This window comes from Nostoc sp. CALU 546, assembly GCF_048836525.1.
Genome location: NZ_JAWJTF010000033.1, coordinates 42842 through 62978 on the forward strand (window position 1 = coordinate 42842; position 20137 = coordinate 62978).

Sequence of the window (20137 nt, forward strand, 5' to 3'; positions counted from 1 at the left end):
GGGGATCTAAAACTTTTGATGCCGACAAGAGGACTTTTCAAACAAGCTCTAAGCCGATTTACGTTTCATAACATAATTTGGTTTACTCCCACCAATTTACTTAGCACAAATTCTGATAATTCAATAATATTGAATTTTTCGTCATTATTCGTTTATCTTGTGACAAATTACTAATAACCAATGACAAATTACTAATAACCAATGACAAATGACCTACTTAACTTCCACAGCAACTTCCGCAGACATCCCAGGTGTAATCCGCGATTCGTAACCTTGAATGCTCTTTTGGTCAAAAACTATTTTTACTGGGATGCGCTGCACAACTTTGGTAAAGTTACCTGTAGCGTTATCCGGTGGCAATAAGGCAAACTGAGCGCCGGAAGCTGGCGAAATACTGTCAACACGACCTATAAAGGTATGATGAGGGAAAGCATCTAGCTTGATTTCTACCGGCTCTTGTGGCCGCATCTTTTCTAATTGAGTTTCTTTGAAGTTCGCAATTACCCAATAGCTGTTATCCACGATCGCCATTAATGGTGTTCCCGATTGGACTCGGTTGCCAACTTCCACGTTTTTCCTACCTATGCGTCCGGCACTGGGCGCGGTAATGTTGGCATAAGATAGTTGCAATTGTGCGTCTTTAAGCGATGCTTCTGATTGCGCGATCGCAGCTTTTGCCGCTTCGTATTGACTACGTTTTACTGTTGTATCTTGTCCGCCGGCGGTAGCTTGTTGCAATCCTCCCTTGGATGCTGCCAATTTAGCTTGGGCGCTGACTACATTTTCTTGCGCTTGTGCTAATTGAGATTGGGCTTGGGCTACACCAACTTTGGCGGAGGCTAACTTGGCTTGGGCTTGTTCTACTCCCTGAATGGCGGCGTTTTTTTGTGCGGAAGCGACATCATAATCTGCTTTAGCGGTGTCTAACTGCTGACGAGCGATCGCACCTGTCTTATACAACTCGTTGTAACGATTGTAATCTGTTTGAGCTTTTTCCAAATTCGCATTGGCTTGCGCTACCTGGGCTTGGGCGGCGGGAATCCCTGCTTGGGCTAGTCTGACTTGGGCTTGGGCTGCTGGTATCCCAGCTTGGGCTTCTTGTACTGCTGCTTGGGCTGTGGAAATTGCTGCTACTGCACCGCTGACATCCCCCTGCGCTTGGGTTGTCTTCCCACTAGTGGTTTGTGAAGTTAAAGCAATATTTGCTTGGGCGGCTTGCGCTTGACTTTGAGCATTTTCTAGGGCGGCGGCGGCTTGTTGTACCTTACTTTGATAGTCTCGTGGATCTAACTCCACTAACAATTGTCCCGGTTGCACCAGTTGGTTATCATTCACAAGCACCTGACTTACAGTTCCGGGAATGCGGCTACTAATTTGGTGAATATTTCCCGCAACAGTGGCGTTGTCTGTTTCCTGATGGGTAGAGGCATATTGCCAGTAGTGATAACCAAAAGTACCTGCGGCGATCGCAGCGACACCTAATCCTGCCAAAATTAAAGCAGTCGGTTTTTTCCGCTTCGGTGGAACTTCTTTCCCGATCTCAGGTGCTTCTGTTGTTACAGTCACAACTTCTAAAGTCTCTGAATCAGGAATCATTTCTTTTTCTATAACTGGGATCTTGTTTTGGTTGTGTCCGTTAAAAGTATTCGCGCTCATGATTCTTAACTCGCTTGTTCAATAATTTGATTGATAGTCGTTTATTTAGAATGCGTAATATTTTCTGAAAAAAATCTTTTTTCCTTAGTATGCGTAGTATTATCTCAAAACCAATCCTGACATCACTTCCCCCGGTTGGGTGATTATAGGATGAGCTTTTAGGGACTTCCAGAAATTAAATTATTCAATTTTGGAGCGAAGATGATCATTAGATTCTTCCTCCCCTGCTTCCCCTGCGCCCCCTGCTTCTCCTGCTTGCCAAAGCGATGGGATATTTTTTTAGTTGGAAGTCCCTTAGGAGAGGTTAGCGATCGCCCGATTCAAGATTTGGGAAAACAGTTCTCGGTCAGCAAAAGAAATACCTTCCATCGCTTCATCACGCACGGCTGCGGCGATCGGCGGTAAGACAGCTTCTAGTTCCTTACCTGCATCCGTTAGCCAAATCCGCCAGATCCGGCGATCGTGGGTATCGCGTTCTCGACGCACCAAGCCGCGTTCTTCCATGCGATCTAGTACACCTGTCAAAGTCCCTCCCACTTGTTTGAGTTTGTCCCCAATACTAGAAGTCGGTAAACCATCTTCTTGCCATAAACAGCACAATACTAGCCAGTGAAATGGCGTCAATCCAAATGGTTCTAGCCTCTCAGTAAACTTGCGACTGAGCAATTGCGAGACTAATTTGATTCTGTAACCTAAATTGTATGGTGCCAGATTTTGCTGCCACGACTCTAAAGCTGGGGAGTGATTAGATGTAGAAACCATTTAGCAAAATACTTAGTGTACGTACTATTCTATCTTGGATTAATATTTTTGAGCAACAGTTGCTTTGCATCTATCTTAGGGAAGAACTTGGATAAACTGGTACTCTTTGACTGTATCGATAATACGGTGAGGCCGAGATAATTTAGGGGTCTGGTTAGTATAAATCCAAGCATAGCTTAAAGCGGGTACTTGAGAAATAGAGACAACCGGTTGAGCTTGAATAGGAAGATAGAAATCAAGCATTACTTGGATTTTATCGTCCATTTGCACAAAGTAGATCGGATGAGATTGGAGGATTGAGGCGATCGCAGGTTGTTGTAAAAAAGTTCTAAAAACAGGATTATAATCGCTTAACAGGCCTATGCTACCTATCGCCGCCAAAGCTAGCCAACAGGGAATTAGCCAACCTGCAATCCAGTAACGGGCTGTAAGAAACTTCTTGCCAAAGTGGTAACGACTAATCCACACCCCAGGTAAAATTAGCCAACCCAATCCCATAGCCAAGCCAATAGTTGCATACTTGCGGATATCAGAACCACCCCAACTAATAATCACAATACTCGCCATAATCAGTAAAACACCTAACCCACCAAAGCCATAACTAAGATTCCGGGGAAGATTCTGCTTGGCGAAAAGATTTGATACATTTTTTTTACCTTTTGCAAGAGGTAATTCTGAGGAATTTCTTGTTTGATAAATATTACCTAGCCAGTTTAAACCTACAGATGCAAGCAAAGCTATGAATGGATAAAGGAGAAGACTATAATGAGGGAAACGAGTAGTAAAAAAGCTCAGTTCCAAAAATAATACAAGTGGAAAGCCAACTAATATTAAATTGTAGCGACTAATTGGATGACGGACAGTCAAAAACAAACCTAAAAGTCCGAAGAAAGCCCAAGGAAATGATTTTAAAGGAATATTCCATATATAGAATAGCGGCCCATTATCATAAGGGTCATTAGAACTTAGAAACAAAAGAAAGTTGAGCAATTCTTCAAAACTCTGATTTCCATAGTGCAGCCAACTTAACCACAGCCAAACACAAGTAGGTATTAAACCTACGAAAAATCCTAAATATAAAATTGGGTTAGTAAGATGACGATGACGGCGATGTTCCCAAATTAAATAAGGTAATAAACCTGTGATTGGCAAAAAAATCATAAAGCTTCTGACTAAGAAGCCTAAACCTAAACTTAAACCAGCTAGAAAGCTCCAAAGATAGCGATATTTAGGATGTAATTCCGTTTTAATAAAAGACCAAATAGCTAAAAGAACCAAAAGAACCATAGCTACATCAGGTGTACTTAAGCGAGAGTATTGTAGCCAGAGAAATTCTACACTTAAAATTGCAGCAGCTAGCCAAGCTAATTTTTTGCCTAGCATAATTTTGCCGATTTCATACACAAGCCATAAGCTCAAAATGCCAGCAATCATACTAGGAAGACGCGCAGTAGTATCACTAACACCAAAGAGCTGGTAGAAACTAGCAATTAACCAATAAGGGCCAGGGGTTTTGTGATGTGCCTTTTCCCAAGGAGCTATCCAATTACCAGAATCAAACATCAGACGGGCCCGCGAAGCATAAAGGGCTTCATCGTGTGCCATCAGACTATTGTGCCCAGAAGTAAATAATAATAAGGGGAGTATCCAAACTAACAAACTAAAATAGGGTAATGATCCGACTAGGCGGATTTGACGCCAAATATACTGCAACAATGGTAATTTATATAACATTGAATTGATAAAAATTGAATGCTGCTACTTAGATTCGTTTAAGTGTCCTGCTGTTATCGAAACAGAATTCAGGAGTCAGGAGTCAGAATTCAGAATGAATTCTGTGCGAGTGGCGGATAGCGCAGCGTTAGCGAGTATTCGAGCGTCTTGATTCTGACTCCTGAATTCTGACTTCTGAATTCTTCTTCAATAAAATATCTTACATAGGGATTGTTTAAAAATACCTGAAATTGCCGCAATTGTCGGAAACAGTCTTCCAAAATAGGGATTTATGCAGTTAAAACCGAATCAACGCCTGAAATTAGACGATAAAGACGATAAGCTATTCTATGCCTATCCCCGCTTCGTAACCCATGTGGATGAAGGATTTATTCAACAGTTAACAGATTTATATCGCGATCGCCTGAAACCCAACACCCGTATTTTTGATATGATGAGCAGCTGGGTGTCTCATCTACCAGAAGAGATGGAGTTTGACCATGTGGAGGGACACGGACTCAATGCCGAGGAACTAGCACGAAATTCCCGCTTAAATCATTACTTTGTCCAAAATCTTAACGAAAATCCGCAGTTACCCTTACCAGATGAAGATTTTGATGCTGTTCTAAATTGCGTATCTGTGCAGTATGTGCAATATCCAGAAGCAGTATTTTCCGAAATTTATCGCATCCTGAAACCTGGTGGTGTCGCAATTATCAGCTTTTCTAACCGGATGTTTTTTGAAAAGGCGATTCAAGCTTGGCGAGAGGCTTCAGAAGCACAGCGAGTGGAATTAGTCAAAGCTTACTTCGCGTCAGTTCCAGGATTTACAACCGCAGAAGTTATAGCTCAAAAATCAACATTACCGAATTTCTTGCAGTGGTTGGGCGCACCTGGAGGAGATCCGTTTTATGCTGTTATAGCTTACCGCAGTTAAGCTAAATTATTCCCTAGTGCAAGAAGGCTTGTAGTAAGCACTTTAGTGCTTAGAAAATAAGGACTGAAGTCCTTACTACGAACTTACTTGCCTGCTCAAAAATAAAATACTTTTGTATATACATAATTTCTGTAGATGAATTATTGGTTAATGAAATCAGAACCAGAAGCCTATAGTATTGCTGACTTGCAACAGCAGAACGAGACTATCTGGGACGGTGTTCGCAATTACCAAGCTCGCAACTTTTTGCGCCAAATGGATGAAGGAGACTTAGCTTTTTTCTATCACTCCAGCACTAATCCTCCCGGTATTGCTGGGTTAATGCGTGTAGTGAAAAAAGATATTGCTGACCCGACCCAATTTGATCCAGAAAGTAAATACTACGACCCGAAATCAAGTTTTGAATCCCCTCGCTGGCAAACAGTTGTAGTGGAATTTATCGAGACTTTTTCTAACCCCATATTACTATCAATACTCAAAGAGAAGTTTAGCGCCGAAGAGTTAATGTTGCTGAGACAAGGAAATCGGTTATCTGTAATGCCTGTCCCTGAAGCAATAGCTTTGAAGATTCTGGCGATGAAAACCTCCTAATTAAAATAATTCGTAATTCGTAATGACGCTCCTGCGTCGCTAACGTAATTCGTAATTTGTAAAACATTTTTGAAGTAAGTTGATTAACTGGACATAATGTCGTGATTCGTTCTTGCTTACTTCACGCCCATTGCACAGGATCTAATTGATAGTAACGTTGCAGTTGCTCATAAAGTGCCGGATGCTTGGATAACAATTGGTGCGGTTTCTCAAAGAATGTCTCAGTCGCTACGGCGAAAAATTCTGCGGGATTTGTTGCACCATAGCTATCCATTACTGGACGTTCGCTCATTTTGACCTTGTGAGTGAGAATTATGTCTTACAGGGCTTAAGTTCAAGCTCATAAATGGATTCAGGGATTTTCATCAATAAAAGAATCTGTTTTTGAAGCTGGTTAATAGGGGTAATGAAGACCGTAGAATCAGGGAGGAAGTAAAGAGTTAGGTGACAAAAAGCCTTAAGCATTTGTTCGGCAGAAGGACGAGGAGTTTTTCGTTTGGGATTGCCATCATAAAGACCTTGCAAAGAATCTTCAGCTTGTTGAAGTGCCTGCCTGACAACAAACTCCATAAGGGTAAAAACGCGCAAAGCAATGTTTAATAAAAACATCAAGCCAGTGATTCGGTTTTGATTCTGGAAGTAAATCGGTAAAGCAGGCAAAGAACCCCTTTTAAAGCGATGAAAACCGCGTTCAAGAAGCCATTCGTCTCGGTAATACATTACCGACTCAGATAAAGTTAGCTGTTCGGTAGGTGCATTAGTTACGTACAATCGCCAACCAGCCAAAATTTCTGCTTCAACAATTGCACTATCAATTTTCTCAATTTGGAGTTGAAGCCGTGTCGAAGTAACCTGTTGTTGTAGAGTATTTTTCGAGGGTCGTCCTCGTCTTTGATGGCGAGTTTCTGTTCGTGTTTGTTCTGTAATCGTAGTTGAGAAAAAATCAGTAACGCGATGGCGTTTGAGGATATTCTCAACCTTATAAGTAAGCACATCTAGCTCGGTTCCTGGTTTATTGGCTAATTTCTCCAAGGCAAGTTGAGCTTGATTGATGCGTTTGTTTTGACTATCAATCGCTCCTAGAGCAAGCTTGTGGGAATAAACTACCAAATAGCGTTCGTGCCAACGAACCCATTTATTTGTTTCTGGATTTAACCAAAACTTACCCAACTCAACCTCAAAACCTTTACCAACAGCAGTTTCTTGTTCTTCTTGTTGGGGTAAACGAATATCGATGATTTCTGTTGATGATTGTTTTACCCATTGTTTGAGCAATTGGGGGTTTTGTCCGCTCATTGGCAAGGGAACACAGTAAAATCCTCCATTTAATGCGATGTTGGCACGGGTTGAGATCGAACCAGCCTTACAGTCAGCGATGAAGACAAAATGTTTGTGCCCAATTACTTTTTGTATCTTTTGCCAGGTGGGAAAATATAAAGGGTCATCGGCTCCATTGCCTTCAAGAGTGGCGCTGACTAACGGCATTCCCATCGGGTCGAGCGTTGCTAGTAACTGACGATATTGCAATAAGTCTGGGCGTTTATCTTTGGAGTAGCCATGACGCAATAGATTGTCTTCTAGATGACTTGTGTTTTCATGATTTACACTGAAGCTTGTTGTGTCTGTGCGTGCAATTTTTGTCGGTAATTCGTATGCTCTAATTATCTGCCTTCCTAATTTAATTTCTATTTCTTGTCTAGCAAGTGATTGCTTGCCTAATTCTTCTACTACCCTTCCCAATCTGTCATCACTGACATCTTTGTTTCCTATCGACCACCCCGTTGTCAATTCCAAAATCTTTCGATGTGTTTCTACCCATTCTTCGACTGCACATAACCGATGGTCTGATTGAGTGATTATATACGTTAGTAATAATACACTCAACTGCCCGTAGCTCATTCCTTGGTGGTTTCCGTGCGGCTTCTTCAGTTTTTGGTCGATATGTTTGGCTATCTCTATCTGAGCAAGCCATTCAACTATTAATGGAATATCGTCTATCCGCTCGGAGCTTATTTTTACTTCTGTCTCACTCATCGATGCACCACCACCTGACATCATTCTCTACTCAAACTACCCCCAAATCCACTCTCATCAGGGAGTTGCTTCAAAAATCCTCTTAATCATTACCCCTCAAGGAATTAATTCCTTTGACTGCCTTAAAATCAGCGAACGCACAGCATTACCGTCTTTACACCTTGTAAAACATCATTACAAAGTTGCTGATATGCTTCTGTCATCACCTTCGCCCAAATAGTATAGTCTGAGTTACTTTGCAGTATCGGAACTCCTTCAGCTTTACCATTTTCTTGATCTAATTGATGGGCGAATTCATGAAGCACAACATTACGTCCATCTCTCCAGTTATTCGTGTCTTGTTTCACCTGTTCCCAAGACACTACTAATTGGTCATTCGTCCACGATTCACCCAGTCTTGCTACACGCCTTTCTTCAACAACATAATTTCCGACAGAATTTTTTTCCTGAACAAAATAAGCATTGGGATATACCAGAATTGAACGAAGTTTGGTAAAGTACTGTCCACGTTCATTTAATAGGAGTAAACAGGCGACAGCAGCAATAGTCAGTTTCATTTCCTCCGTCACCTGTAATCCTCTACAGCCAATAAATTGCTTTTCTGCTAAGAAAACTTGAATATGCCCCTGAAGTCGCCTGATTTCATCGGGAGCAAGGCAGAGAAAAATGGGAAGATTATTCTCAATAATGGCATTCCAAAGTGGAGGAAAAGGACGATTTTTCAGACGGTTTCTTCGCTTCTTAACTAGGATAGGATTGACTAAAATTCCAGTGATGATCAGCCCAATAATGAGAAAGACAACTATTGTTTTAATCATTTCCTTTTGAGCAGTTTACATATTTAATTTATCGGTCAACTGAGGCGATGCGGTAAAAATTTATAAAAACTACATTTACTGGTAATATAACTGCTATTGGATCAGAATTATACAAGATTGAACTTTAGTGGCAAGGGTTTTTTGTAGCCCTTGTTCAACTTTGACAATCAGTTTGTCAAAAGCCTCTTGATTTGCTGTCAATTGTTCTTGAAAAACTTTCTCTAACTCCGGCTTGATTTGCTCACACATATCATCAATTTTTTTGTCATTCAAAAAACTCGAACGAATCCAACTAGGAATATCCACATTTGTCTTGATTACTTCTTGAACACTCTTACGATTTAGCTCCATTCCTGCCGCCATAACCGAAGCCCCATATACTAGTGCAATAGGCCAGGTTAAATGCCCAGTTAGTATGAGAGTAATGATGCTAGCCACAGCGCCTCCACCAATTACTACATTGACAATAAACGCTACTGTCTCAGCCAGGATAGCATCTCCAATTCGTAGCTCTGGGTTAACAAAATTTGGATCAATACTATCCTCGAATCTTAAGCTGCTTCTAGGTATCTGAAACTTTCGACATATTGGATCGGTTTGTGCGGCTAAATCGGGTTGGATTTTATTGCTAAACCAAGAAGCACATTGATGATTAATTATCTGCACAGCAATATCGCTTTTGAGCCACTGTTCTGCTTGACTGAATAAAGATGTTTCCAAATCTGCTAAAGTCCGTATTTTGTTTTTTTGCCAATCTTTTAAACCTGGTTTAATTGCGTTGACAATCAAGCCATCTGTCAAAGGCTTAGTTAGTGATTCGATTAACTCCGGGATATGCTTTTCAATCAAGCCTTTAAGCTTATTTGAGGTAAATAGTTTGTTGACTTCTTGTTTAAAAGCAGCAGCACGTAGATCCCATCGTCCTACTCGTGCTAAACCCAGTGCAATGCAGCGTTCCGGTTCTGGATCAGGGCGAAGCAGCGTTTCTGGTTCAGGAAACATTTCCTGACAAAGAACGTGCGTAAACTTCATGCGAGATGCACCGCCAGTCATCAGCAAAAGTTTCGGCACGATTCCAAGTTTTTCTAGCTTTTCTTTCGCCTCGGTTAAAGAGTTGCTAAACGATCGCACCCAACTATTAAGCTCCAGTTCCGGTAAGGGCTGGTTTAAAATTTCCTCCATGATCAATTTATTCACTTGGGGAATAAAATAAATCTGTTCGTTGATCGACTCGAAGCCACGCGCAAAGGATTCAGGATCGCTGTATAGCTGTTCATTAGAAAAGTAATCTTCTTTAGCTTTGCGACAAGCAAGTTCACAACGAGCTTGGTGATGGGGATATTCCTTAAATACTTTTTCGAGTAATGCTTTTTGTTCGTGGTTGGCGAGAGTCCGGGCAAAAATAGCTTTGTCAATTAGGGATGCACCTAAAGTATTACTCCCGAAATCGATGGGTATCTCTTCTAAGCTTTTAACTAGAGTAAAATCTGTGGTTGAAGAACCAATATCGACAATTAGCACCGATGCCAGAAGTTTGTCATACTCCAACTTCCCGGCTTCCTTGGCTTGCATGAAAGCAGCCCGCGATTCAGGTACAACATTTAGTTGGGGAATGCCAGCTTCTTGAAGTAGCTTTTGGTATTCGGTGCGATCGCTAACTGTCCATCCTGAAGGGCAACCAATGTAAAAATAGCTACCTTCACCACCTTCAAGTTGTTTACTTTCTTTCAAAAGGCGGTAGTAGGTTGCCACAAAAGTGCTAATTGTTTCCCGATATTTGGGATCATTATTGGGTTTTTGCTTGAATGAAATTGTCAGTTGGGTAACGCCAGCTTGAATTAATGCTTGTTCGCCGACAAGATAACCGAGTTTGGGATGCCAGCCAAGAGCCGTAATTTGGTTCTTCTTGTTATTAATCTCCAGCATTTGGGGGGGTTCGATGCTTTCCACGATCGCTTTCGCTACAGCCGTTTCACCGTGTCCCAAATCAAAACCGATTGTTTCTAAAATTTCCATACCTTTATTGTCTATTATTCTCTAGCAGAGGAATATGCTGGTTCAATTACCCTACCGCGTCTAATCAAGCGATCGCCTTTTAACAAAGCCGGCGTTAGAGTCACGTGTTCTTTGGTATCGGGGTCGATACTTGGCTCAAAGTCAAAATAATTGCGATCGCTATTTGCTCGGTAAATTTGAGCGTTAATTCCCTGAGACATTAAAATCTGTGGCAGAAGTTTCGCCAGTTCATGAGCCATTTGGGGTTTATCAAGTTTGGATGCGCCCATTAGTCTTTGGAGAAAATTCAATAGCTCTGGCAGTTCTTCTATTGCTAGATCGCCTTCATGTTTATTTGATTCTTCTACTCTAGCCACTGCTAGGTCAATAGTGTTGAGAGCATCGCCAAGATGATCTAGAAATACTTTGCTATCAACCCTAAGAATGGGTTGAGGTAATTCCAATAGTCCTTCAGATATAGAATTATTTTGCTGATTGTTTAATTCGAGTTGAAGTACAATTTCTAATCCTATAAGTAAAGAGGTTAATAAGATAGCCATCCACGCACCTGGGGTAGTTTTCGTTAAGGAAAACAAAGAACCTAAGATGCCTATATAAATTAGTCCCTTTAGCAGTTTCAGAATTAATCTGCTGCTAAACAACTTTGTCCCTGTATTAGTAATTTGCTTTTGTCCTGTTGGAGCAACTTGAAGATAGTTAGCTGCCGCAAGAGTAGCGATAGACTGCCGCAGCGTATCCAGAAAAAAGGAAGCCAGACGAACTTGAGCCAAATTCAGCTTTTCAATGTAAATTCTTTCGAGATTATCGAGTCGGTTTTGAACCAGTTTCACTATTTGCTCAATGCCGATTGTATTATCAATATCTGTCTGAAGTTGGTTGCGTTCTTCGCTAAAAAGTGAAGTAATTGTTTTCATTGCGTTGACTAAGACTTTAAGGTTATTAATTAGGAGTGAAATGAACAATCGTTTTTTCATTTCAACCTGTAATCACATAATTACGAAATAATTCATAATTCCTAATTATGAATTAAGTTGATTGCAAATTACTACTCATCAGAAGGAGTAACAGAATGTTTATCTGCGTCATTGCAGACTACGGTACAGGAGATCCGGCATTTACTGAAGTCACACAACGTCTGCTGATGACTTTTCCCCATGCCCAAATTCATTTGCTTTCGGTTCCAGCATTCAGTACCTTAGCAACGGGATTTTGGATTGCCCAACTCGGACTTAACCCAGGCCCTAGCGATCGCTTAATTTATCACAACTGTGCGCCTCGCCAAGATGATCCTGAAGCCCGTCGAGACAATGAAGGTGAAGGACTAACTTATGCCCTTTTATCCAATGGTGTAAAAGTAGTGGGTGTGAATGCAGGTTACACCCTCTCCTTTATCAAAGACCATACAAAGGAGTTGCGAGTGGTCAACGTTTCTCGTGGTGGTTCGCAGTTTCGCTCACGGGATGTGTTTCCTCCAGCTGCGGCTGCCATTATGAATGAAGATTTTAGCCTTTTGGGAGATAGCTTGAAGAGTGAGCAAATCCCAGACGTTCCACCAGATCGAATTGCCTGGGTTGATGGCTACGGCAACATCAAAACAACTATTGGGGCGCATACACTTAACTTGGAGCCTCAAAGCAAGATCGTGATTCGCATTGGAGATGTGGTCAGCGATGCAGTATATTCTGATGGCAGTTTCAAGGTATCTGAAGGAACTTTAGCTTTTGCTCCTGGTAGTTCCGGTTGGTCAAGAGGCGATTCAGGGGAACCATTGCGCTTTTTAGAACTATTTCTGCGAGGAGGGAGTGCTTGGGAGCGCTTTGGTCGTCCCCGTGTGAATCAGCAAGTAACTAGAATTGCCTAAAATCGATCGCCCCCAGAAATTCTAAAAGAAAACTCTTGAAGAAGAATTCAGAAGTCAGAATGGGCTAAACCTTAGCTATCCGCTAACAGGAGTCAGAATCAATCAGTCGCGGGTCGTACAGAATTCATTCTGAATTCTGACTCCTGACTCCTGAATTCTGTTCGATAAACTACCAAATCAAATCCACTCCCCCACGCCTTACAAATAAACACTATCTATGTTTATCTGTAGGTGTGGGTATTAGTGGTAATAACAATGACAATTGGGGTTTGGATATTAGGCGACCAACTTTGGGTAAAACAAGCAGCTTTACAAAGTTGTTTTGATCAAGAGAACGTGCCTGTAATTTTAATTGAGTCACTGGATCATGTTCAAGTAAGACCTTACCATCAGCAAAAGCTGGTCTTACTTTGGTCGGCAATGAGGCATTTTGCCCAAGAGTTGCGACAACTAAAATATTCAGTCACATACAAAATAGCTGAAGATTTTGAAACACCACTCCAAGAATGGATTAGGGAAAATCAAATTACTCAGTTGCGGGTGATGACACCGAATGATCTACCGTTCACCCAAATGATTCAAAGTTTAGAACTATTTTGCACAATTACCTTGATTCCTAACAATCATTTTTTGTGGAGTACAGAAGAATTCAATAATTGGGCGTCAGGTCGTAAGCGTCTATTAATGGAAGACTTTTATCGGGAAGGAAGGCGACGTTTCCAAATTTTAATGGAGAAAGATAAACCAGTCGGCGGACAGTGGAATTTAGATAAAGAAAATCGTCAACCACCCAAAGGTAAATTAAACACACCACCTGCACAATGGTTTGAACCAGACGAAATTACTCTCGATGTCATTGATCAAGTTAATTCTCTCACTTGCCCAACTTATGGAGAAATAAAACCTTTTCGCTGGGGGATAAATCGTCAACAGGCACTTCTAGTATTAGACTGGTTTATTCAAAACCGTCTACCGAATTTTGGCCCCTATCAAGATGCAATGGTAACGGGAGAAGAAACAATGTGGCACGCGCTACTTTCTCCTTATTTAAATATTGGGTTACTCCAACCAATTGAGGTAATTGAAGCCGTACAACAAGCATACTTCCAACAGCAATTGCCTTTAAATAGTGTGGAAGGTTTCATTCGTCAGCTGTTGGGTTGGCGAGAATATATGCACGGTATTTATCACTATGTAGATGCAGATTACTCAGATAAAAATTGGTTTAACCATACACAACCACTACCAGATTTTTTCTGGACAAGTAGAACCGAAATGAATTGTTTACACCAGATTCTTAGGCAAGTGGAACGCACTGGCTACGCTCATCATATCCAACGGTTAATGGTGTTGAGTAATTTTGCTTTAATTGCCGGACTTTCACCACAATCTGTAGAAAACTGGTTCCATGCAGTGTTTATAGATGCTTATGACTGGGTAATGCAGACAAATGTTATTGGTATGGGTTTATTTGCTGATGGAGGTGTGTTGGCATCTAAACCCTATGCTGCTTCTGCTAACTATATAAATAAAATGAGTGACTATTGTAAAAGTTGTGTTTATAACCATAAGGAACGTGTAGGTAAAAATGCTTGTCCGTTCAACTTCTTCTATTGGGATTTTCTTGACAGACACCGCCAACAACTACAGTCTCAAGGAAGGATGAGTTTTATTTTAAAGAATTTGGATAAAATGTCTGCTGAAGAATTACAGTCTATCCGTCAACAAGCTCAAGATTGGCACGCCCAATTATAGGTATCGTAAAGGTATATCAGAACCAGTCACTTATCAGTACGGTAGAGGTACTTAAATGACAAAAACAACCGAGAACACATTTGGTTCAGGGATGACTAATGAAGATTGGTTTAACTTAGGAAAATCTGATGCTTGGGCTGGAAAAGCTAAATTGGCACCAGAAGAAGATTCTCAAGCTGCTAGTATGTACGACCTGGGTTACTGCGAGGGAAAAATTAAACGGCCGCCAACTGAAATTAGTCAGTCTGCTACAGCCCTTTGATGCCGTCTTCAGCTTGACTAACATCGTAGCCAGCCATTTCCAATCTGCTTTGGCTGTAGCAACTTCTGTCTTCACGTTTGAGTGTTTCGCGCACGCTGTAGCAACTTCCGCCTTAACTGTAGCAACTTCCGCCTTCACGTTTGAGTGTTTCGCGCAGTCTGTAGCAACTTCTGCCTTGGCTGTAGCAATTTCTGCCTTCACGTTTGAGTGTTTCGCGCAGGCTGTAGCAGCTTCCGCCCTGACGTTATCAACAGTAGATGTAAATTACTGAAATTCTAAGTTTATTGATAAAAATCAATAATTTTACGTATGACAACTTTTTAAACAATTGTCCACTATAGAGTTATGTAAATTTAAAAAATGAGTAACAATTATGGCAAGACCAAAACGTAATTCACGTATTCTTGGCAAAGCTGAAACACGTCTAGCAAGCATTAAATCTATTAATTCAAGTCTAGATGTCGGAGAGGGATTGTCAGTCAAAGATTATACTGTAAAAATCGAAAGCCTGCGACAATCTCTAGAAGCATACAATACCACCCTCTCCACTATTGATATCTTGTTAACCCAGATTCTTGAAAATGAAGAAGATTTGGCAGACTATTCTGAGAAAATTTTGCGTGGTATAGCTTATAAATTTGGTAATAATAGCTATGAGTATCAGATGGCTGGAGGTACTCGTAAAAGCGCTCGCAAGCGTATTGTGCGTCAAAGTGTGGTTTCTGCTTTCGGTCAACCTGCTTCTACTGGTTTGCAAATTAAATAGGATATCGCAGTCTTCAATCATTAGTAGAGACGTTGCATTGCAATTAGGGTTTTTATAAAGGCGATCGCACACTTCTTTCCGGGATGAAGCGATCGCCTTTATCGATCTTGGGGTTTAGATTGAGGCGATCGCTTAAGATAAAAATATCCGCAACGCCCAGCCAACAGGTGAAAAGCTATGTCAGAAACTATCCTAGCTGCACCAGATATTCAACTCCCACCCACCCAAGCAGAATTACCCTACGATGACGGTATTCCAATGGAAAGCGCACGCCATAAAGCCCAGATGGACTTGCTCATAGATGCTCTGATACCTTGGTTGTCAGAACGAGAGGATGGGTTTATTGGCGGTAATATGTTTGTTTACTACAGTCTGGCGCAGGTGCGGAACAAAGACTTTAAAGGGCCAGACTTTTTTGCTGTGTTGGGAGTCCCTAAAGGAGAACGACGCAGTTGGGTAGTTTGGGAAGAAGGAAAAGCACCAGATGTAGTTATTGAGTTACTTTCTGACAGCACAGCCCAAGCAGACAAAAACTTCAAAAAGTTGATTTATCAAAATCAAATGCGTGTACCAGAATATTTCTGGTATGACCCTTTTAACCCTGATGATTTGGCTGGTTTTTCTAATGAAAAAGGAGTTTATCAACCCATTGCCGCAAATGCTCAAAATCAGTTGGTGAGTCAATCTTTAGGGTTAGCATTGCAGCTTTGGCAGGGAAATTATAAAGGTATTAATGCTACTTGGTTACGCTGGGCAATGTCGTTAGGAGAATTACTGCCAACTCCTGAAGAAAAGGAACGCCAAAGGGCAGACAAGGCAGAATCACAGTTATTACAAACTGCACGCAACTTACTTGAGTCTGGGATGACAATCGAACAGGTAGCTAGGTTAACAGGTTTGAATAAATCTGAAATAGAAACGTAGAACTTAGAGCAGAATTCAGAATTCAGAATTCAGAATTCAGAATTCAGGAGTCAGAATTCAGGAGTTAGAATTCAGAATATTTAGAATACAGTTGAGGCAAAAATGCGATCGCCTCAGTAGTTAAAGGTTCCATAGCTTAAAAGCTGGTACAAAAGTATATAAAATTCGTAGGCGTGCACAGCTGTGCTAGCCTACAAATCTGGACACTCACCACTCAGTACTGCTTGGGTGATTTCACTCCACCACTGTTACAGAAGCACCTTCTACTGATGGAGGTATACCGGGTAACTCAAGACAGTATCCAGCACCATACACTGTTTTGATATAGCGGGGATGGCGAGGATCTGGTTCAAGTTTGGTTCTCAAGTGGCGAATATGCACTCGAATCGTTTCTATGTCATCATCAGGATCGTAGCCCCAAACTTCTCTGAGGATTTCGCTGGGAGAAACTGTTTGACCGTGGCGTTGCAATAAGCAGTGAAGTAACTCAAATTCCAAGTGAGTCAATTTCACCGTCTCATTGAACCATATTGCCTCAAATCTTTCGGGAACGAGGGTCAATGAGCCATAGTTGAGAATCTCACTATGCTTTGCGGCTTGGGGAATCCGGTCAGTCCGCCGCAAAAGTGCCCGTACCCGCGCTAGCAGTTCTTCAACTTCAAAAGGTTTGGTGAGGTAGTCATCTGCGCCAGCATTGAAGCCTTCCACCTTGTCCTGAGTTTGGCTCAAAGCCGTCAACATTAACACGGGAATCTCAGAGGTGCGATCGTCTCGGCGCAGGCGTTGGCAAACGGTGAACCCATCTACTCTAGGCAACATTAAATCGAGCATGATCAAGTCTGGTTGTAGCTGGAGAGCCAGCGCTTGACCTTTGATGCCATCTTCAGCTTGACTAACATCGTAGCCAGCCATTTCCAAGTTGACGGCAACTAGTTCTGAAATCGCTGGGTCATCGTCTATGACAAGAATCCTCGGCATTCTTAAAAAATTATTACTACTTATTAAGGATAATTAACAACCTTTGATAGATACAAAGATTTTTGAATCAATGATGAAAAAGTTTTTAAATCTTACATAAATATTAAGATTAAATGACTGTGAAATCAAGACTCAATTACACGAAATCTTATAGTCTATGATGTGTTATACTCCCCCCTACAATCCGTCTTGGTTTTTACAAAACGGTGTGATCATGACTGTATACACCGCTTTGTGGGGAAAACGTAACTGGCAAAGTACTACTAAAGACCCAGAACCGTCTTATCACGAGAAAATCTTCATTGGTGGTCAAGGTGTGCCAATTTTTGGCTTGGTTGCCATCCCGGAAAATGCTCACAGCACGATTATTGGTACTTATGGCATTACCGGAGAGTTAGAGACGGAATGGTTTTTGAGGGTGCTAGGACGTAAGGCTTACGCTCAAGGATACGCGATTGTGTTATTTGATTGGCGTGCCCACGGCAAAAGTGCCGAACTGTCCCCGACTCTAACTTCTGATGGTTTGTATGAGGGGGAAGATTTTGTTCGCATCGCCGCCGCAGCTAAGGCAATGGGATGTCCGGGTAAATTTTGGTTTACAGGGTATTCTTTAGGGGGGCAATTGGCGCTATGGGCGGTGAAGGTGGCTGGTGAGGTGATTAGGGACTATGGAGATTTAGGACTAGAAGATAGCGATATTGGCGGTGGTATGGTGATTTGTCCAAGCTTGGATTCGGAGCGATCGCTATCTTATCTAGTTACAAAGCCATTTGGTAGATATTTGGAAGCAGGGATTGCCCAAAATTTAAAAAAACTGGCATGGCGGATTCATGATGCTCATCCTGGAAGCCTTGACCCAGAAGCGATTGAACGGGCGAACAGTATTTGGGGTTTTGACAATGAACTGGTAATTAAGCGACTTGGTTTTCCTTCTGTGGAAGCATATTACCAAGCTAGTAGTGCTTTACAAATATTGCCGCAAATCTCGAAACCAACTTTGATTTTATATGCCGCTGATGACCCACTTTTTGACCCAAGTATCATACCGGAATTAGAAGAAGCTTGCGATCGCAATTCTGCAATAGATTTGTTTCTCACTCAGTACGGCGGCCATGTTGGCTATTTGAGCAGTAAAGAGTGCCAGCGTCAGGTAAACGATTCTGATCCTTGGTGGGCATGGAATCGGGTCTTACAATGGTTAGAGCAACAACGAACAGAGTAATAGGCAGAACGACATTCTAGTTGCTAGGATACTCGACGGATGGAGTCGTATTGCTTGGAAGCCTAAAATAGAGCAATCCTAAATCATTCGTGAAAAAAATCTCTTGCCTATTGCCTATTGCCTATTGCCTATTGCCTGTCTCCACAACTAATTTCACAACTCAGTAGGATTGCTATAGAGAATATGGCATTGACCCAGAAGCTACCACAATATCATTGGTAAACCAGCAAGAACAGAAGCAATACCTGTCCAGAGAGTAAAACGCGCAATATCTAACTCATCCAAAGCAACGCTCATTTGCCTAATTGCTGATAGCAGCGCTGCTAGTAGCAGTATAAAAAAGGCAAAGTACTCCAAATTAAGAATCATTCATCCTCACTATGTTCTACAAAAAAGTAGTTGTAATAGGTTTTTAACAAGCTTTGGCAAGGGTTTTTTGTTCCAGATTTAACACTTTTGGAGAAAACCTATTTACCAAAAAAGGGAAAAGGGGAAGGTGGGGCCCCCTCTGGGGATAAGGGGCGGGGGGAAGGGGTAAAGGAATTAAAGATAAAACTTTTCCCACACGGTATAAAGCCCCTATTTTTAAATATGGAAAATATTAAAAGAAGATTTTTAGCGACACGTAGTGCAATAAAAATCAGCGTCCATATTTGAAACAAGAGCTTTTAAGCATGGAGTTCCCTTTCCCCTTTCCCCTTTCCCCCTTTACCTTTTTTCCTCAGTGAAGATATATCTACGTCAGAACACTTGCAGACATTCCTCTTAGTTGCTTTGAGTAAAACTGTAATAGCTAATGTTGTAGCCAAAATAAAATTTGCGATTCTCTGTCAAGAGTTTTAAAGTATTCTCTCTCAGGGGATTTAACGTGGAGTTGAGGAGCGTACATCTAGAGTAATAAATTATAATATTTAGCTAGCAAAAGCGATCGCGGCTACCTGTATTTAGGTTTACAGCTAGACTTAATATCTAACAACACCTATGGTAGATTCTAGGAAAAACACGCGCAGTTGTATATAGTAATGCTAAAGCGTCAAACTAGATCCACCCATAATAATCGTTGTAATTAAACAAACTATTAAAGTAAAACTCCCTTGACTTTTTGACTCAATGACCGCTTCTAATGATATTTGGCTACCTGCACCCACGGATTTCACTTTGCTACCGGATGAGATTCATGTCTGGCGCATAGACCTTGACCAACCAGAAACAAAACTGCAAAGTTTAGCAGCAACTCTTTCCAGTGACGAAACGGCTCGTGCTGAACGGTTCTATTTTCAGGAACATCGGCAGCGTTTCATTGCTGGTCGCGGTATCCTCAGAACTATATTAGGTCGCTATTTGGATATCCAGCCCCGACAAGTACAGTTTAATTATCAACAGCGTGGGAAACCAGTATTAGCAGATAAATTTGCCGATAGTGGACTGGCGTTTAACTTGTCTCACTCCCAAGGTTTAGGTTTGTGTGCGGTAAATTGTACTCGCCAAATTGGTGTAGACCTAGAATATATTCGCCCGATGTCTGATTTAGAAGCTCTTGCCAAACGGTTCTTTTTGCCGAGAGAATATGATATGTTGCGATCGCAATCTCCTAACCAACAGCAAGAGATATTTTTCCGTTACTGGACTTGTAAGGAAGCTTATTTAAAAGCAACTGGAGACGGACTATCCCAGTTAGAGCAAATTGAAGTGTCGCTCACTCCCACAGAACCAGCCAAGTTACAGATAACTGAAGACTGGAGTTTATTTGAACTAGTACCCGCAAACAATTATGTTGCTGCTGTTGCGGTAGAGAATTTTGGCTGGGACTTGAAGTGTTGGCAGTATTAATACTAGTCATTA

At 41.5% G+C, this 20137-nt stretch carries 18 protein-coding genes and 2 pseudogenes; 10 read left to right on the forward strand and 10 right to left on the reverse strand.

Features of this window, described 5'->3' with window-relative positions; all coding sequences use genetic code 11:
• Positions 1–213: 213 nt before the first annotated feature.
• From RRG12_RS18015 to RRG12_RS18025, 3 genes are all read right to left on the reverse strand, one after another.
• Positions 214–1656 carry an HlyD family secretion protein gene (locus tag RRG12_RS18015; RefSeq protein WP_420760225.1) on the reverse strand — a complete coding sequence of 481 codons (1443 nt, stop codon included), beginning with the start codon at positions 1654–1656 and terminating at the stop codon, positions 214–216.
• A gap of 294 nt (positions 1657–1950) precedes the next feature.
• Positions 1951–2418 (reverse strand): MarR family winged helix-turn-helix transcriptional regulator, encoded by a 468-nt coding sequence (locus RRG12_RS18020; RefSeq protein WP_420760226.1) that lies wholly within the window; start codon positions 2416–2418, stop codon positions 1951–1953.
• Positions 2419–2493: 75 nt separating this feature from the next.
• On the reverse strand, positions 2494–4152 hold the full coding sequence (locus RRG12_RS18025) for an ArnT family glycosyltransferase (RefSeq protein WP_420760227.1): 1659 nt from the start codon (positions 4150–4152) through the stop codon (positions 2494–2496).
• Between the two features lie 271 nt (positions 4153–4423).
• Here RRG12_RS18025 and RRG12_RS18030 point away from each other — a divergent pair, with 271 nt between their 5' ends.
• Positions 4424–5068, forward strand: a complete 645-nt coding sequence (locus RRG12_RS18030) for a class I SAM-dependent methyltransferase (protein WP_420760228.1) — start codon at positions 4424–4426, stop codon at positions 5066–5068.
• A 135-nt stretch (positions 5069–5203) separates the two neighbouring features.
• The gene (locus RRG12_RS18035) at positions 5204–5659 is read left to right on the forward strand and encodes an EVE domain-containing protein (protein WP_420760229.1); all 456 of its coding nucleotides are present in this window, start codon (positions 5204–5206) and stop codon (positions 5657–5659) included.
• Positions 5660–5780: 121 nt separating this feature from the next.
• On the opposite strand, the pseudogene RRG12_RS18040 reads toward RRG12_RS18035, so the two are convergent.
• The 5 genes and pseudogenes from RRG12_RS18040 to RRG12_RS18060 form a co-directional block, all read right to left on the reverse strand.
• A pseudogene (locus RRG12_RS18040) lies at positions 5781–5942 on the reverse strand (zinc-dependent peptidase); the annotation flags it as partial.
• 29 nt (positions 5943–5971) lie between these two features.
• Positions 5972–7714 carry an IS1634 family transposase gene (locus RRG12_RS18045; RefSeq protein ID WP_420758750.1) on the reverse strand — a complete coding sequence of 581 codons (1743 nt, stop codon included), beginning with the start codon at positions 7712–7714 and terminating at the stop codon, positions 5972–5974.
• A gap of 122 nt (positions 7715–7836) precedes the next feature.
• Positions 7837–8511: pseudogene (locus tag RRG12_RS18050) on the reverse strand (M90 family metallopeptidase); the annotation flags it as partial.
• Between the two features lie 93 nt (positions 8512–8604).
• On the reverse strand, positions 8605–10527 hold the full coding sequence (locus tag RRG12_RS18055) for a hypothetical protein (protein ID WP_420760230.1): 1923 nt from the start codon (positions 10525–10527) through the stop codon (positions 8605–8607).
• Positions 10528–10541: 14 nt separating this feature from the next.
• Positions 10542–11441 (reverse strand): hypothetical protein, encoded by a 900-nt coding sequence (locus tag RRG12_RS18060; protein ID WP_420760231.1) that lies wholly within the window; start codon positions 11439–11441, stop codon positions 10542–10544.
• A 155-nt stretch (positions 11442–11596) separates the two neighbouring features.
• Between RRG12_RS18060 and RRG12_RS18065 the strand changes: the two genes are divergently transcribed.
• The 6 genes from RRG12_RS18065 (at position 11597) to RRG12_RS18090 (ending at position 16095) form a co-directional block, all read left to right on the forward strand.
• A complete protein-coding gene (locus RRG12_RS18065; RefSeq protein ID WP_420760232.1) occupies positions 11597–12388 on the forward strand; it encodes an SAM hydrolase/SAM-dependent halogenase family protein in 792 nt (263 codons plus the stop codon).
• A 255-nt stretch (positions 12389–12643) separates the two neighbouring features.
• Positions 12644–14143: a cryptochrome/photolyase family protein gene (locus RRG12_RS18070; protein WP_420760233.1), complete on the forward strand. Its 1500-nt coding sequence runs from the start codon at positions 12644–12646 to the stop codon at positions 14141–14143.
• A 55-nt stretch (positions 14144–14198) separates the two neighbouring features.
• Complete coding sequence (locus tag RRG12_RS18075; protein ID WP_069074228.1) at positions 14199–14405, forward strand: hypothetical protein; 207 nt, start codon at positions 14199–14201, stop codon at positions 14403–14405.
• A gap of 13 nt (positions 14406–14418) precedes the next feature.
• On the forward strand, positions 14419–14676 hold the full coding sequence (locus tag RRG12_RS18080) for a hypothetical protein (RefSeq protein ID WP_176727193.1): 258 nt from the start codon (positions 14419–14421) through the stop codon (positions 14674–14676).
• Between the two features lie 102 nt (positions 14677–14778).
• Positions 14779–15171: a hypothetical protein gene (locus tag RRG12_RS18085; RefSeq protein ID WP_420760234.1), complete on the forward strand. Its 393-nt coding sequence runs from the start codon at positions 14779–14781 to the stop codon at positions 15169–15171.
• Positions 15172–15348: 177 nt separating this feature from the next.
• Positions 15349–16095, forward strand: coding sequence for a Uma2 family endonuclease (locus tag RRG12_RS18090; protein ID WP_420760235.1), 747 nt, complete (start codon positions 15349–15351; stop codon positions 16093–16095).
• A 234-nt stretch (positions 16096–16329) separates the two neighbouring features.
• Here RRG12_RS18090 and RRG12_RS18095 read toward each other — a convergent pair whose 3' ends face one another.
• A complete protein-coding gene (locus tag RRG12_RS18095; RefSeq protein ID WP_069074231.1) occupies positions 16330–17073 on the reverse strand; it encodes a response regulator transcription factor in 744 nt (247 codons plus the stop codon).
• Between the two features lie 157 nt (positions 17074–17230).
• On the opposite strand from RRG12_RS18095, the gene RRG12_RS18100 reads away from it, so the two are divergent.
• On the forward strand, positions 17231–18295 hold the full coding sequence (locus RRG12_RS18100; RefSeq protein ID WP_069074232.1) for a YheT family hydrolase: 1065 nt from the start codon (positions 17231–17233) through the stop codon (positions 18293–18295).
• Between the two features lie 201 nt (positions 18296–18496).
• On the opposite strand, the gene RRG12_RS18105 is transcribed toward RRG12_RS18100, so the two are convergent.
• Positions 18497–18664 (reverse strand): hypothetical protein, encoded by a 168-nt coding sequence (locus RRG12_RS18105; RefSeq protein ID WP_176727194.1) that lies wholly within the window; start codon positions 18662–18664, stop codon positions 18497–18499.
• 741 nt (positions 18665–19405) lie between these two features.
• Here RRG12_RS18105 and hetI point away from each other — a divergent pair.
• Entirely contained in the window at positions 19406–20125 is a 720-nt protein-coding gene (gene hetI / locus RRG12_RS18110) for a 4'-phosphopantetheinyl transferase HetI (RefSeq protein WP_420760236.1), read from the forward strand.
• Positions 20126–20137 lie beyond the last annotated feature (12 nt).